A 14805-nucleotide genomic window follows, 5' to 3' on the forward strand; every position below is an offset into this window, starting at 1 on the left:
ACAGGGCTCACAACACTATGAGACTCCATTTCACGTAATTCTTTTTGCGCTTCAATTACCTTTTCACTCCCATTAACGAAAGACCATGAAGTGTCTAATGCTCCTATTTTAGAAGCCAAGGATTCACTTTGCTCCTCGCTATAGAGTTTTGCCAAAACCTCTTTATAATCAGAAGCCACATCAAAAGCAGCCATATTGTATCTAACATGAATATTACGCTCCGCTGCTATAGCATCTAAGAAAGCTATGGTATCTTCTGATAAGGGATTGTCTGTTAAATAAAGCATAAGATTTTCAAGATTCTCTATTTCTTGAGGTACGTTAATAAGTTGATTATTATTTAAAAAAAGATGATTAAGATTTTCAAGGTTTCCTATTTCTTGTGGTAGCGTAGTAAGTTGGTTACCCGCTAAATAAATACTTTCAAGCGCTACAAGGTTCCCTATTTCTTGGGGTAGTGTAGTAAGTTGGTTATTACTTAAATTAAGACTTAAAAGGTTTTTAAGATTCCCTATTTCTCGGGGTACCTCAGTAAGCTTGTTATTTCTTAAATAAAACTCGCTAAGATTTCGAAGATTCCCTATTTCCTCAGGTATCGTAATCATTTGGTTTTCCGCTAAATCAAGACTTTCAAGACTTCCAAGATTCCCGATTTCCTGGGGTAACGCAGTAAGTTGGTTACTACTTAAATCAAGACTTTCAAGCACTTTAAGATTCCCTATTTCCTGAGGTATAGAAGTAAGTTGATTATGATTTAAATAAAGATACTCAAGATTTTCAAGATTCCCTATTTCCTTAGGTAAAGAAGTAAGTTGGTTACCACCTAAATCAAGCCTTCCAAGCATTTTAAGATTCCCTATTTCCTGAGGTAAAGAAGTAAGTTGGTTACCACCTAAATCAAGACCTTCAAGTGCTGGCAGTCCTTCGATAATCTTTGGCATTAATTTTAAAAGATCATCACTGTTTAAAGAAAGTGTATCTAGCTGTAATATTCTTTCTTTATTTTCAATTGCCTTTTGAATTCTTTTCTCTGCTTCTACTATATTTCCCATTGTTATATCATGACTGTTTTTTTGAAATCATTACTTACAAATCCAAATTATCAGGAGCTCCAAAACTAAAAGTGAAGAAGAACCTATTAAAATTATGTATTGAAAAAGAAGATTTCCCCTAATATAAAACTACTGAATTCCAATAAATAAATGTATTCTGTCTATGTTTTCTAAAACCAAAATTACTAGAATATTTTGTTCTAGTGCGAATGACAATGGGTAGAAAGACTAAGAATTCAACAGTTAAGATATTTTCAAGTGAGATGGTAACTATGACCGTATTATTTGATCAAGAATTCTATTTAACTGCCAATATTAGAAACAACTTGAAAAATGTATTCATGGCTATGAGAGATAAAATACTGCTCAGAAAAAAATCTGTACTAGAAACTATAATGATCAAATAAAAAACATTGCTCAGACAGCGCATTCAAGACATAGGAGCTTTGGCATTTTACAACTATTGTGCTAAATCATTAGATAAAAGTCAGCTTATTAGAAACCGCAAGAAGCCAATCAATAAATTAGTTGACGAATAATACGAGGGGTAAACCTGCCTAAAACGCATCAACTAATTTTACCGGAAGCTCTAATTGGTGTCTTCTTGAATTCCAAAACAAACCTTAGTATTAACCCTGTATTGGTTAATGACATTATCATTAACGGTTACCTGCATATCTTGTATGTAGACCGATTTAATATTTTTCACACTTTTTGAAGCTTCTTTTACGACATTTTGAAGAGCATCTTCAAAACTAACCGTAGAATTTCCAAGAATTTCTATAACTTTTAAAACTGACATACTATTTTATTTTTTAGGATTAATGAATAGAATAAGATAAAACAGAAATATCATATTTAAAATGATATTCATCACCTTACTAAAATGAGATTCTTTCAGAATCATGAAGATGATCCATCATTAATTTTAGCAGTCAATAAAATAAACTCATTAAGATTGGTAGGGTCTAGCGCACCCAAAATAGTATTTTTATCAAGTACCGGGAAAAAGTTTTCTTTTGTAGCAGTGATAAGTCTTAAAACCTCCGGTAACGCGTCTTCAGGATGAATGGTTTTAAAGTTTTTATGAAAAAGATCTCTAATTTGCAAATCAGGTTGGTTCGCATGCTTTAAAATATCTTTAAAGTGAATAACTCCAATTAAACTATCTTGATCGTCAACTACCATAAAATGTTTTTCGGTACCAGCTAATATAAGAGAAATCATATATTCAACTGTATGTGTTTGATTTACTAAGGTGAAATGGGTAAGCATGGCATCCTTCACTTTGTAATCTTTAACCACAGAAAGCTGTTGTTCAATCTTATTTTCTTGAAAAGCTCCCATAAAAATAAAAAGCGCTATTAATACCAAAAAAGGATTGTATAGAATTCCCAGAATAAAAAATAAAACAGCGAGTATTTGTCCCAGTCCCGCTGCAATTTCTGTAGCTTTAGAACGCTTCATTCGCATCGCTAATAATGCTCTTAAAACTCTACCACCATCCATAGGAAAAGCAGGTATGAGATTGAATACTATCAAAACCAAATTAGCCAATAGCATGTTAAAAATAAAGCTATCAAAACTACCCGAACTTACAAATTCTATGAGTTTGTCTGGTGAAAGGTTAAAATACTTTTCAATGGGAAATACAATCAGCAATACCAGTGCAATGGCAAGATTCACTAATGGACCTGCGATGGCAACTTTTAGTTCTTCGGATGGCTTTTCAGGCATTTTTTCAAGGCTGGCAACTCCACCAATAGGGAGAAGGGTGATTTTTTCTGTCTTAATATTAAAATTCTTTGCTGTTAATGCATGTCCTAATTCATGTAGTACAACACATGTAAATAAAATAAGAATAAAAAGAATGTTAGTAAGAATAGTATGGATGGTACCTCCTCTGTTAAGTTCTAAAAAAACAATCCATACTATTAAGAAAATAAAAGTCCAGTGTACTTCTATCCTAATGTCTGAAACCTTGCCCAATTTAAGAATGCCCTTCATTATATGAGTTTTTTCTAATGTAGGAACATGTTATTTATTAACAAATGATAATAGTCATCCTCTTTATTGTAATTGCCGTAATTTTCGTATTTTTGATTTGCCTGAAAAAGAAGAATTTCCATAACATTTGATAACCACCAATTTGTCAAGCAATAATATGTTCGAGTCAGGACAAGATATTTTTAATATACTATCAGAAGCCATACCAGAAGGACTTTTGATGGTAGATGATAATCAAAATATTGTTTCAGTAAATTCTGCCTGTCTAAAAATCTTTGGTTATGCTCGTGAAGCACTTATCAATCAAAAATTAAGTATTCTTATTCCTAATAGATACCATGCCAATCACGGAGGTCATTTTAAAGGTTTTTTTCACAATAGTGAAAGACGGCAAATGGGTGAAGGACGTGAATTATTTGGACTCAAAAGATCTGGTAAAGAATTTCCTATAGAAGTGGGTCTTGCTCCCTTTACCATTTATGGCAAAAGTTTTGTATTGGCTTTGTTGGTAGATATAACGCAGAGAAAAGAAACAGAAAGTAAGATTCTGGAACTCAATGAGCGTCTTGAAGATAAGATCAAAATAAGAACTTCAGAATTACATGAAACCATAGCTGAATTGGAGATTGAGGTTGAAAAAAGAAAAAAAGCAGAGGCGCAAGCTTTAGAGAGTTTAAAAGCAGAAAGGGAACTAAATGAATTAAAAACAAAATTTCTTTCTATGGTTTCTCATGAATTTAAAACCCCATTAACCGGAATATTGACATCTACCAGATTAGCAACTAAGTACATTGAAACGGGTAATGTAGAAAAACAACAAAAGCATTTAAATACCATTGCAAATAAAGTACATTACCTAAATGATATTTTAAATGACTTTCTCTCTGTAGAAAGATTTGAATCTGGTAAAATTAAATACCATTTTACGCATTTTGAATTGAGTAAGGTACTTAATGAGGTGGTTTATGATTCAAATATGTTGCTCAAGAGCGGGCAGTCTATTAATTATCCGGAAAATACAGATGACTTCACCTTATATTTTGACCAAAAAATTTTAGAGCTGTTACTCTTTAACCTAATTAGAAATGCCATTAAATATTCACCAGAAAATACTACGATAGATTTAACCGTAGAAGAAAAAGACAGTAAATTAATTTTCACAGTAACAGATGAAGGAATTGGAATCCCTGAAAAAGATCAAAAGCATATTTTTGAACGCTATTTCCGCGCTCAGAATGCATCTTTAGATCAGGGCACAGGTATTGGTTTAAATATAGTAAAAGGACATTTAGAAAGTTTAGGAGGGTCGATTTATTTTTCGAGTAAAGAAAATATAGGAAGTAAATTTACCATTGAAATACCCATAAAATCTGCATTGCTATCATGATAAAAAAAGTGTTGTTAATAGAAGATGATCCCGTATTAAGAGAAAATACTGCGGAATTACTTGAATTGGCTAATTATGATGTGGAAACAGCAGCCAATGGTAAAACTGGTTTGTCTAGAGCCATAGAAATATTGCCTGATGTTATTATTTGCGATATAATGATGCCTGAGTTAGATGGGTATGGTGTATTGCAGGGTTTGTCACGGCATGAGAAAGCTAAATTCATACCCTTTATTTTTCTGTCTGCTAAGACGGAACATAAAGATGTTAGAAAAGGAATGGATTTAGGGGCAGATGATTACCTTACGAAACCCTTTGAAGAAGAAGAACTCATTAATGCCATTGAAAGTAGAATTGCCAAAGCAGCTATTTTAGAAGACCATCAAAGATCTGTAGAGGTTAATCAGATACATTTTAATAGTCACGAAGACCATTTAAAAAGCCTTAATGATCTCAGAACCTTCTTTGATAAAGAAGGTGATTTTCAAGAGTATGAACCAGGAGAAGAAATTTATTCGGAAACAACCAATTCTAATTACCTGTATCTAGTAGAGAAAGGGGTAGTGAAAAATCATCGATTAGATGAACATGGTAAAGAACTAATAACAGGACTTTACAACAAAGGAGATTTTTTTGGGTATACTTCTTTTGCCTATAATTCACCAAATCCCGAAGCTGCTACGGCCATGGAGTTCTCTGGAATTTTAAAAGTATCTAAGGATAGAATTAAATCAATACTAGAAGAAAATCACAACGTTACTCTAGAGCTCATCAATTATATTACAGATACCCTTTCAGATGCTAAAGACCAACTTCTTCAAATGGCATATAGCTCAGTAAGAAAAAAAACTGCGAATACTATTTTAAAATTTGTAGATAAATTGAAAGATCGTCAACAAGATGGCATCAGAATTTCCAGAAGCGATCTGGCAGGAGTTGCAGGTATTGCCACAGAGAGCTTAATAAGAGCTTTATCTTCCCTTAAAAAAGAAGGTCTTATTGAAATTGAAGGAAGAACTATTAAGGTTTTAGATGAAGATGGCTTGACAATTGTAGAATAAAAGAGCGCCTTTTTAAACTTCATTAACTGATATTCCTCATTTTTTCCAGATGCATTGCAAACTATTTTTGTTTTATTAGCTAGTAAGTGTCATTAAAATGAAGAATATTTTATTACCTACCGATTTTTCGTCCAACTCTTGGAATGCGATAAAGTATGCACTCTCTTTTTTTAAAAATAGTCGTTGTAATTTTTATTTATACCACGCATGTAACTCCAATACTATTTTAGAGAAAGAAATGATTTATATTCCATCCGCAGATGTGTTGGAAAAAAGTGTGGTAGCAGAGTCTAAAGAAAGAATGACTGATTTATTAAAGAAAATTAATCAACTAACCTATAATTCTAAACACAACTTTGTCACTTTGGTTTCCTTTGATTTTTTAGTAAATGGTTTGAGAAAAATCATTGACGAGAAAAAAATAGATATGATAGTAATGGGTACCAAAGGAGCATCCGGTTTAAAGAAAATAATTCTAGGCAGCAATACTGGAGATACTATTACCAGAGTTAAATGCCCAGAATTAGTGATACCAGAAGATAGTGTTTACACACCTATTAGAGAAATTGCTTTTCCTACTGATTTCAATATTCTTTACAATGCGCGAATTCTAGATGATTTATTGGAAATTTCTGAAATTCACAATGCGGCTATCAGAGTATTACATGTGAGTAAGAAGGAAGAAGCATTGAATGAAGAGCAACAGGCAAACAAACAACTATTAGAAGGCTATTTGAAAGAACGTGAACTTAGCTTTTACAGGCTTACAAATCATAAACTTGAAGATGCCATCCAGTGCTTTGTAGAAAGCAGAAATATAAATCTTATTGCAATGGTGGGTAAAAATCTCAACTTTTTTCAACAAATATTTTTTAGACCAGCAGTAGAGACGATTAGTTATCATACAGAAATTCCCTTTCTTGTACTGCACGAATAGATTTTCTGAAAACATGTTATATTGATAAAAGAATTAAGCTTTCTATAAAACCAAAGTTTTATTTTTGATGGTGACTGTTTAATTATTTTTAATTTTAAAGTAATAATGGGAGAACATAAAGTAAGTACGGAAGTTACTATAGATACACGCACAAAGTTTATAAGCCACTTATTGAATGATATTAAGGCTTTAGAGTATATGCTTGCTAATAATCTCTTTGAAGATGATATTGTAAGGATTGGAGCAGAACAGGAGTTTTGTTTAGTAGATGCACACTGGCGGCCATCTAATCAAGCCATAGAAATTCTAAACCTTATCAATAATAAAAACTTCACAACAGAATTAGCACTCTATAATTTAGAAATAAATCTTGATCCTGTAGAGTTAAAAGGTAAAAGTTTTTCGATTATTGAACAACAGTTAAAATCATTGCTAAGTCTTGCTATGGAGACTGCCGCCAAGAAGGATACTAAAGTATTATTAACTGGTATTTTGCCTACTATAAGCAATGGTCAATTGTCATTGGATTACATGACTCCAAACCCTAGATATGCTGCGCTTAATGATGCCATTAAAAGTCTAAGAGGCACTAATTTCCAATTAAATCTTCGTGGAGTAGATGAATTAAGTGTAAAACACGATTCTGTATTGTACGAAGCTTGCAATACTAGTTTTCAACTTCACTTGCAAATAGCACCAGATGATTTTATTGCTAGTTATAACTGGGCACAAGCAATTTCAGCCCCAGTATTAGGATGTGCTGTTAATTCTCCCTTGCTATTAGGTCGAGAACTATGGAATGAAACCCGTATCGCCTTATTTCAGCAAAGTATAGATACAAGGTCTTCTTCTTATGCACTTAAAGATAAAGAAGCTCGCGTTTCATTTGGGCAAAATTGGGAATCTGGGTCTATAGTGAATATTTATAAACACAATATAGCTAGTTATCCCGTAATTTTAGTAAAAGATATTGATACAAATGCCATTCAAGAACTTGAGCAAGGGAGAATTCCAAAACTTTCTGCACTTAATCTTCATAATGGAACTATTTATCGTTGGAATAGGGCCTGTTATGGAGTAGGTGGGGGTAAGCCACATATGAGAATAGAAAATAGATATATCCCTGCAGGCCCTACTATAGCAGATGAAATGGCCAATTTTGCTTTTTGGGTAGGACTTATGAAAGGAAGACCCATAAAATATGATGATATGCCATCCATAATGGATTTTAGAGATGCTAAAGAAAATTTTATAAAAGCAGCCAGAACAGGAAAAGAATCTATTTTAAAGTGGGATGATAAATATCTTACTGTGAACGACTTAATTTTGAAAGAGTTGCTGCCTATTGCTTATAACGGACTTGAAAAATGTGAGATTGATAAAAGCGATATGGAGCGATTACTTGGAATTATAGAGGAAAGAGTAGCAGGAAATTCTGGAGCGTCATGGTCGGTAAGTAATTATAGGAAGTTGCGCAACACCATGAAAAAAGATGATGCTTTAGTAACACTTACACAGCAAATGTATGAGAATCAACAATCATCATTGCCGGTACATAAGTGGCCAGATGTTAATAAGAATATAAATCACTCAAAATCAGCTACTTTAGTAAGGCATATCATGTCTACACAGCTCTATACGTTAAATGAAAATGATCTGGCAAGTTTGGGAGTGCAAATTATGCAATGGAAAAATATCCATCATATACCTATTAGAAATAATATGGATAAACTTGTTGGATTACTTACCTGGTCTCATATAGAAAATTTTCAAAAAAACATAAAAGAATTTGAACACAAAAATGTTTCTGAGATAATGATCAAAGAAGTGATCACCGTTTCACCAGATACCTCTATAAATGAAGCTGTTTTGACAATGAAATCGCTAGAAATAGGCTGTCTTCCTGTTGTATATAAAGAACAATTGGTAGGTATTATAACGCTTATGGATCTAAGTACTATTAAAGATGAGTGAAGTATATAGCAAGGCTCTTCATAAAACCATTGAGGTTAATAGAATTATTGGAAAAATTTCAGGAAAAAATTCAGGTCCGGTAGTAATTTTCACAGGAGGGATTCACGGTAATGAATCTGCGGGGGTATTTGCACTTCAAAGAGTTTTAGATTTTTTAAAACCACAAGAGTCCATATTTAATGGCAGCATATATGCCTTAAGCGGTAATTTAAGCGCATTAAAAAATGGTGAACGCTATAATGAGAAGGATCTTAACAGGATATGGACACCAGAATATACCAATCTATTAGAACAGGATAATTTTAAACCTTCTGGTGAAGATGAGCAGGAACAATTGGAATTGTTTAAAGCGGTGCAGCATATTTTAACGGTAGAATTAGGACCATTTTATTTTATAGATCTGCATACTACTTCTGGAAAAACGATACCTTTTGCAATTCTTAATGACAGTTTATTGAATAGAAAATTTACCATGCAATATCCTATACCACTGGTTTTGGGTATAGAAGAATATTTAATAGGCCCTTTTTTAAGTTACATCAATGAACTGGGTTATGTTGCTTTTGGATATGAGAGCGGACAACACGATAGTAAACAAGCAATAGATTATCATGAATCATTCATTTTTTTAACCTTGTATTTTTTAGATATCTGGAAAAATGAAGCTTTGTTCAAAAAACATTTCAAAAGACTTGCCGATGCAGGAAAAGGATTTGATAAGTTTTATGAGATATTTTATGAGCATAAAATTGCAAACAATAGTAATTTTATTATGAAGTCAGGGTTTGAAAATTTTCAAAAGATCCAAAAGAATCAAGAGCTTGCAATTGAAAATGGGATTAAAGTTCCTGCCCCTAGAAAAGGAAGAATATTTATGCCATTGTATCAGCAAATGGGTGATGACGGCTTTTTTCTTATTAGACAAATACCTTATTATTTTTTGGAAATTTCAAAAGTACTACGCAATTTAAAGTTTGACACGATGTTACCTCTTTTGCCGGGAGTGCGTTGGCAGTCTCAAAAAAAAGACACCCTATTAGTGAATCGAAAAATAGCTCGTTTCTTTGCCAAGCAGTTTTTTCATTTAATGGGATATAGAAGCAAAACATTAAATAAGAATCACTTAATCGTAAAGAACAGGGAGGCAGCTTCAAGAAATATGGATTATAAAGAAGCTTCTTGGTATTAAGTTTTCTTAATCCTAGGTTAGAATTCAATAATTTATTCTGTAGTATTAATAAATCAGTCCAGTTCTCAAATGATATCTGTTAGTTATCCATTGACAGGTTAAATTTGGTTTTTTTGGTAATAATTAACGGGAGTTCTACGTAAATAACTTCAGTTCGATGTAAATAAGAATTAAAATCGAGTTCAAAATTGTCTTTTTACGCAGTATAACAAGGTTTTCCGTTAAGAATTTTCGAAGCCCCAACCGTTCGAGGGAGAAATGTAAATTCATGAACTCCTTTGAAGAAAATAGAAATCGTTTTTTGAACCCTGAGCGATGTCGCAGGGTGGAGAAGCAAAGAACAAGAACGTAAGTAACTTATATACAACAACTTTAATAATTCAAAGACGCTATTTAAGCTTAAAAATAAAACTGAAATTAGATCGAATTCACGTTAGTTAGATAAATTGTTATAATGGTGGTGCTTTTTTTCTAGCTTTTTTCTTTGTACTGTTTTCGGTCTCCCTTTCGCTGCTGTTTAGACGTTCAATTGTTTTTGGTAAATTTGAAATTCTTTCTTCTAAACTTTTGATTTTCTTAAGATTATCAATTTTTATGTTATCTTCTGAATCTTGAGGGAGGGTTAATTCATGTAAGGTAGCAGGTACATCGTAATCTAGATTTTTATCTAATTTGCCTGTTTCTATATCTGCAGTATCGAAGGAAATATTTCTTGATAACGGAGAATTTAAATCTTCCAAGGAAACTTGATCTTCTGCATTAATAGATATCCTATCAAAAATAGCACTGGATCTTGCTTTCTCACTAGCAGGAAGAGGTAGATAAAGTTCATAATTCTCTATATTAGAAGATTCCCTTAAAGTGAATGCGAGCTCTCCTAATATATTTGGATTAGTTAAAAAAAAGGGAGAATTTATTTGTTCTAACGTAAGACCAAATTCAATCATGCCTAAAACCTGTCTAGAATTTAGTGAAAGCGCAATTTCTACTCTATCATCCATAGGAATATTGAATTGATTTCTATTATTCCTGTCGTTAAAATACTCAAGGGCATCAATAGTAAAACCTGCAAAAGCATTATTAGATGGCTTAGCTATACCACCCCACCAATTCTTTTGAATTCCCATTTGTTCTAACGTAAATCCGTTTCGCAAACCCCGTACTTGATATTCAGGCATATCTATAACTAATTTATAGATTTTAGGGCCGTTTTTAGAAATTCCAGCATTCATTAAAGTGTTCATTAGATATCTAGTAGTTTCAGAGTAACCTGAAGATTCAATATGCGCTTTGGTAAGTCCAAAATTTGCCATTTCCTGAGACAGATGGTTATCATAACCTATTTCTATAAATGATGCTCTCGCTTTGTTCTTTTTTTGTGCTTTAATTTTCGCTACCGTTTTTGTTACTTTTGAAAACGCTGCACGTGTTAGAATTACAGCAGGTATCATATTCAAAAATGTACCCATTAATATAGCTCCTGTACTACCTTTCATTAAGATTGGAACAGATATTCCAACTATTGCGATACTCATAAATATGTAAATAGCTTGTAAATCGGAACTGTCTTCTCTATCTTGCGGTCTTTCATTATTCATCATACTAAATTGATTTTAAACGGTTCTTACATATTTTGACTTATTTATAGGTATTTTTTGGAAGGATAAACCCCCAACATATTAATCAAAATTTTATCTTTAAGTCTTTGATAATCATTATTTTTTTATCAAAAAAACCTCTATAAAAAAGATCAGATAATTCTATTTTTGTTCAAGAAATTTACTTTATTCAAAGGGGTTTTCACTATGGCTTCAGAGCGTATAAATGTATATAAGAAGTTCGTGTCATTTACTTTTAAATATAAGATCAGATAGCCTTAAAGTATGCAAGCTATAGGCCATTCGCATTTGTTTCATTAAAATATACATGTAAGAAAAATAGGTGTAAATTATTAATGCATAAAAAATCGAGTAGCTGCTTGTAGGTATTTAGAGACTAAAAAAAACTCTTGAATATTAATCTTACTTAGACTGATATTAATCAGTTATTTTGACAAGCTCCTTTTGTACCTTCATGAGTAACTTTTTTACTATGCAAAAAACAACTGATTTTATTGAATTGGATCTTTCTCGTCCAATATGGGATCATTTTTTCACCATTGCTCCCTTGGTTATTATTGGAACAAAGGAAGGAGTTGGTTATGATATGGCTCCAAAGCATCTGGCTTTTCCAGTTGGCTTTCACAATTATTTCGGATTTGTGTGTACTCCAAGGCATTCTACTTATTCAAACATTCAGAATAATCAGGAATTCTCCGTAAGTTTTCCAAAACCTGGTCAGGAAGTGCTTACCTCCTTAAGCGCAAGTCCCCGTAAAAAAGAGTTATCTAAATTTGAAAGCACAATTTCCGTATTACCTACAGTACAAGCCTCGGTAACCGATACGTTGTTTTTAGAAGATTCTTATCTCCGCTTAGAATGCTCCTTATTCAAGATTATAGATGGTTTTGATGACAACAGTATCATTACGGGTAAAATAAGTGCGGCATTCGTGAATTCAAATTATTTAAGAATGTCTGATTTAGACGAACAAGAACAGCTTTATAAGCATCCTTTATTGGTATATGTAGCAGATGGAAGATTCGCAAAAGTATCTGAGACTTTTAATTTCCCTTTTCCTAAAGACTTCATGAAATGAAAGATTTTACAACTACCGTGAACGATATTCAAGGTTTTCTTACCCTTAAGAAACCAGAAATGGAATCTTTTCTAAAAATATTGGTCTCCTTAGAATCACCTTCTCACAAGAAAGCTTTGCAACAGAAAATACTCCGTATACTCGCTAATGAATTAGAAAAAACCGGATTATTTGTTTCTTACAAAGCCGGCAAAAAAACTGGAGGGTATTTGTATGCAAGACCTCAGAATAGAACCAAATACAAACCTTTACAGCTATTAGTTGGACATTGTGATACCGTTTGGCCAGAAAAAACACTTCTTGAAATGCCATGGAAGAAAAAACATGATCGAATATCAGGTCCTGGTATATATGATATGAAAGCAGGTCTTACACAAATTGTTTTTGCATTAAAAGCAATTAAAGAGCTTAATATATCACTCCAGGTAACCCCAATTATATTAATTAATTCGGACGAAGAAATTGGTAGCAAAGAGTCTACTGTAATAATAAAAAGACTGGCGAGAATTTCTAATAGAGCTTATATTTTGGAACCACCACTAGGTTTAGAGGGCAGATTAAAAACCGCTAGAAAAGGGATTGGTCGCTTTACCGTATCTGTTAAAGGCAAAGCTGCACATGCAGGACTAGATCCGGCTAAGGGAGTTAATGCCATTGTAGAGCTTTCGTATCAGATTCAAAAACTTCACGAGATGAACAATCTGGATCGTGGAATTAGCGTAAATATAGGTATTATAGAAGGCGGAATCTCTCCTAATGTAGTAGCGCCCGTAAGTAAAGCGGTGGTAGATGTACGTGTACTCACTGAAAAAGATGGAATTCAAATAGCAAATAAGATCCTTAACCTTAAACCTTATCTCCCAGATGTTGAATTACATGTAGATGGGGCTATTGGAAGACCTCCAATGGAAAAAACTCCTGCAAACCAAATGCTTTGGGAAATTGCAGAATCGCAAGGATGGTTGTTGGGGCTTGAACTTCAAGAGGCAACTGCCGGTGGTGGCTCAGATGGAAATACAACTAGTTTGTATACCGCAACATTAGATGGTTTAGGAACCCCTGGAGACGGTGCTCACGCTTCCCATGAATTTATTAAACGAAATAAACTTGTAGAAAGAACAGCGCTGCTTACACTTCTACTTATGCAAAAACCCCTAAATGTGATGTCATGAATTACAAATATATTTTTACTTCGTTAACCAGAATTTCAGATCTTTCCATGAATCCATTTCAGATAGAAAAAATAACAACTAATCATTGGCAAACTGGTGATTATGTAGTTGGACAGATTACAGATCCTGGAAGTAATAAATTATCTATTGAATTGCCTAATGGACGAATGAGAGGAATTATTGGCAATGAATATCTCATTGGTGCGCTAGGAGAAAGGTATGCTACTTTAGAAGCTACCGGTAATTGGAGCGCAATAAAAAAAGATTTGAAAATGCATGTACTTACCGGTGCAGGTCTTTTTGGCAAGCTTACCTCCAAATCTGCTTTTATTCCTCAAATGATAGAAATTAAATATGTAGGACATACAGTTCGTAAGCATAAAAAAATAACGATGGATCAATTTGTTTCCTATTCTGAACCGATACCGTTCAAAACACCAGTAGTCTTGTTTACAGGAACATCAATGTCTGCTGGCAAAACTACTTCGGCAAGAATAGTAACAAATCTTTTTAAAAGTGCAGGACTTAAAGTGGTAGGGGCAAAGCTAACAGGAGCGGGTAGATATAAAGATATTCTTGCAATGAAGGATGTTGGTGCAGATATGGTAATGGATTTTGTGGATGTGGGGCTTCCCTCTTCTATTTATGTACAAAATGGTTATAAAAAAAGGCTAAAAGAACTACTCAATAGAATTGAAAAACAAAAAGCAGATGTTGCAGTCATAGAGATTGGTGCTTCCCCCTTAGAACCCTACAATGGAGATACTGCTATAGAGGAAATAAGAAGCCAGATAAAATGTATCATATTGAGCGCTTCAGACCCATATGCTGTTTTTGGTCTTATGAAAGCGTTTAATATAGTACCGGATATTGTTACCGGAGTTGCAACCAATACACTTGCAGGAAGAGACATGGTTGAAACGCTTTGCAAAGTAAAACCACTTAACTTGATAGATGCCTCTACAACTGAGGAGCTCAAACAAATTTTAACTGCTAAAATGGGTTTTCCATTGTAAGAAAACCAACAAATTAATTAACAATGTGTTGTATGATGTTCTCACCAATACTACAGTAAATGAATTTTGTTGGTAAATATGATTTAATGGAAGTAACAATAAAATTTATATTCAAAACTGATAAATGTCATTTTTTAAACTGTATGTATACCGTATCTTTATATAGTAATTAAAAAACGTTCTTTGACTGAATAAAAAAATAAAGATGTTTATTGGATGTATTTCCAATAAAGTCTTTAATGTAGGTATTGAAAGTATGTTTAGAACCTGTAATTTTCAAGGTTTATTTAGCGATGAATGGATTGAGAAAACT

The 14805-nt window shown here is 33.1% G+C and carries 12 protein-coding genes and 1 pseudogene; 9 read left to right on the forward strand and 4 right to left on the reverse strand.

What is annotated here, in order from left to right; genetic code table 11:
- Positions 1–1052: leucine-rich repeat domain-containing protein (locus WBG07_RS14650; RefSeq protein ID WP_340202273.1), on the reverse strand; the 1052-nt coding region annotated here is incomplete at its 3' end.
- 278 nt (positions 1053–1330) lie between these two features.
- On the opposite strand from WBG07_RS14650, the pseudogene WBG07_RS14655 reads away from it, so the two are divergent.
- Positions 1331–1503: pseudogene (locus WBG07_RS14655) on the forward strand (transposase); the annotation flags it as partial.
- Between the two features lie 138 nt (positions 1504–1641).
- Here WBG07_RS14655 and WBG07_RS14660 read toward each other — a convergent pair.
- Both WBG07_RS14660 and WBG07_RS14665 read right to left on the reverse strand, forming a co-directional pair.
- Positions 1642–1854, reverse strand: coding sequence for a dodecin family protein (locus WBG07_RS14660; RefSeq protein WP_340202274.1), 213 nt, complete (start codon positions 1852–1854; stop codon positions 1642–1644).
- Between the two features lie 101 nt (positions 1855–1955).
- Positions 1956–3059 carry a site-2 protease family protein gene (locus WBG07_RS14665; RefSeq protein ID WP_340202275.1) on the reverse strand — a complete coding sequence of 368 codons (1104 nt, stop codon included), beginning with the start codon at positions 3057–3059 and terminating at the stop codon, positions 1956–1958.
- A gap of 157 nt (positions 3060–3216) precedes the next feature.
- Between WBG07_RS14665 and WBG07_RS14670 the strand changes: the two genes are divergently transcribed.
- The 5 genes from WBG07_RS14670 (at position 3217) to WBG07_RS14690 (ending at position 9607) form a co-directional block, all read left to right on the forward strand.
- Positions 3217–4446 (forward strand): PAS domain-containing sensor histidine kinase, encoded by a 1230-nt coding sequence (locus tag WBG07_RS14670; RefSeq protein ID WP_340202276.1) that lies wholly within the window; start codon positions 3217–3219, stop codon positions 4444–4446.
- Positions 4443–5507 (forward strand): response regulator, encoded by a 1065-nt coding sequence (locus tag WBG07_RS14675; RefSeq protein ID WP_340202277.1) that lies wholly within the window; start codon positions 4443–4445, stop codon positions 5505–5507. The genes WBG07_RS14670 and WBG07_RS14675 overlap by 4 nt, the downstream gene beginning before the upstream one ends.
- Positions 5508–5604: 97 nt before the next feature.
- A complete protein-coding gene (locus WBG07_RS14680) occupies positions 5605–6444 on the forward strand; it encodes a universal stress protein (protein ID WP_340202278.1) in 840 nt (279 codons plus the stop codon).
- Between the two features lie 105 nt (positions 6445–6549).
- Positions 6550–8418: a CBS domain-containing protein gene (locus tag WBG07_RS14685; RefSeq protein WP_340202279.1), complete on the forward strand. Its 1869-nt coding sequence runs from the start codon at positions 6550–6552 to the stop codon at positions 8416–8418.
- The gene (locus WBG07_RS14690) at positions 8411–9607 is read left to right on the forward strand and encodes a succinylglutamate desuccinylase/aspartoacylase domain-containing protein (protein WP_340202280.1); all 1197 of its coding nucleotides are present in this window, start codon (positions 8411–8413) and stop codon (positions 9605–9607) included. Before WBG07_RS14685 ends, WBG07_RS14690 begins: the two co-directional genes overlap by 8 nt.
- Before the next feature lie 449 nt (positions 9608–10056).
- Here WBG07_RS14690 and WBG07_RS14695 read toward each other — a convergent pair whose 3' ends face one another.
- Positions 10057–11208 carry a hypothetical protein gene (locus WBG07_RS14695; protein ID WP_340202281.1) on the reverse strand — a complete coding sequence of 384 codons (1152 nt, stop codon included), beginning with the start codon at positions 11206–11208 and terminating at the stop codon, positions 10057–10059.
- A 490-nt stretch (positions 11209–11698) separates the two neighbouring features.
- Here WBG07_RS14695 and WBG07_RS14700 point away from each other — a divergent pair, with 490 nt between their 5' ends.
- The 3 genes from WBG07_RS14700 to WBG07_RS14710 are packed head-to-tail and all read left to right on the forward strand — an operon-like array spanning position 11699 to position 14492.
- Positions 11699–12304, forward strand: a complete 606-nt coding sequence (locus tag WBG07_RS14700) for a flavin reductase (protein WP_340202282.1) — start codon at positions 11699–11701, stop codon at positions 12302–12304.
- Positions 12301–13476 (forward strand): M20 family metallopeptidase, encoded by a 1176-nt coding sequence (locus tag WBG07_RS14705; protein ID WP_340202283.1) that lies wholly within the window; start codon positions 12301–12303, stop codon positions 13474–13476. Before WBG07_RS14700 ends, WBG07_RS14705 begins: the two co-directional genes overlap by 4 nt.
- The gene (locus WBG07_RS14710; protein ID WP_340202284.1) at positions 13473–14492 is read left to right on the forward strand and encodes a hypothetical protein; all 1020 of its coding nucleotides are present in this window, start codon (positions 13473–13475) and stop codon (positions 14490–14492) included. The genes WBG07_RS14705 and WBG07_RS14710 overlap by 4 nt, the downstream gene beginning before the upstream one ends.
- The last annotated feature ends 313 nt before the right edge of the window (positions 14493–14805 follow it).

The sequence above is a fragment of the Ascidiimonas meishanensis genome (assembly GCF_037782385.1).
Classification (GTDB): domain Bacteria; phylum Bacteroidota; class Bacteroidia; order Flavobacteriales; family Flavobacteriaceae; genus Ascidiimonas; species Ascidiimonas meishanensis.

Excerpts from the sequence above, each read along its gene's own strand:
- WBG07_RS14680 (WP_340202278.1), top strand. The coding sequence starts at position 5,605 with ATGAAGAATATTTTATTACCTACCGATTTTTCGTCCAACTCTTGGAAT.
- WBG07_RS14705 (WP_340202283.1), top strand. The coding sequence starts at position 12,301 with ATGAAAGATTTTACAACTACCGTGAACGATATTCAAGGTTTTCTTACC.
- WBG07_RS14685 (WP_340202279.1), top strand. The coding sequence starts at position 6,550 with ATGGGAGAACATAAAGTAAGTACGGAAGTTACTATAGATACACGCACA.
- WBG07_RS14690 (WP_340202280.1), top strand. The coding sequence starts at position 8,411 with ATGAGTGAAGTATATAGCAAGGCTCTTCATAAAACCATTGAGGTTAAT.
- WBG07_RS14675 (WP_340202277.1), top strand. The coding sequence starts at position 4,443 with ATGATAAAAAAAGTGTTGTTAATAGAAGATGATCCCGTATTAAGAGAA.
- WBG07_RS14695 (WP_340202281.1), bottom strand. The coding sequence starts at position 11,208 with ATGATGAATAATGAAAGACCGCAAGATAGAGAAGACAGTTCCGATTTA.
- WBG07_RS14660 (WP_340202274.1), bottom strand. The coding sequence starts at position 1,854 with ATGTCAGTTTTAAAAGTTATAGAAATTCTTGGAAATTCTACGGTTAGT.
- WBG07_RS14665 (WP_340202275.1), bottom strand. The coding sequence starts at position 3,059 with ATGAAGGGCATTCTTAAATTGGGCAAGGTTTCAGACATTAGGATAGAA.
- WBG07_RS14710 (WP_340202284.1), top strand. The coding sequence starts at position 13,473 with ATGAATTACAAATATATTTTTACTTCGTTAACCAGAATTTCAGATCTT.
- WBG07_RS14670 (WP_340202276.1), top strand. The coding sequence starts at position 3,217 with ATGTTCGAGTCAGGACAAGATATTTTTAATATACTATCAGAAGCCATA.
- WBG07_RS14700 (WP_340202282.1), top strand. The coding sequence starts at position 11,699 with ATGCAAAAAACAACTGATTTTATTGAATTGGATCTTTCTCGTCCAATA.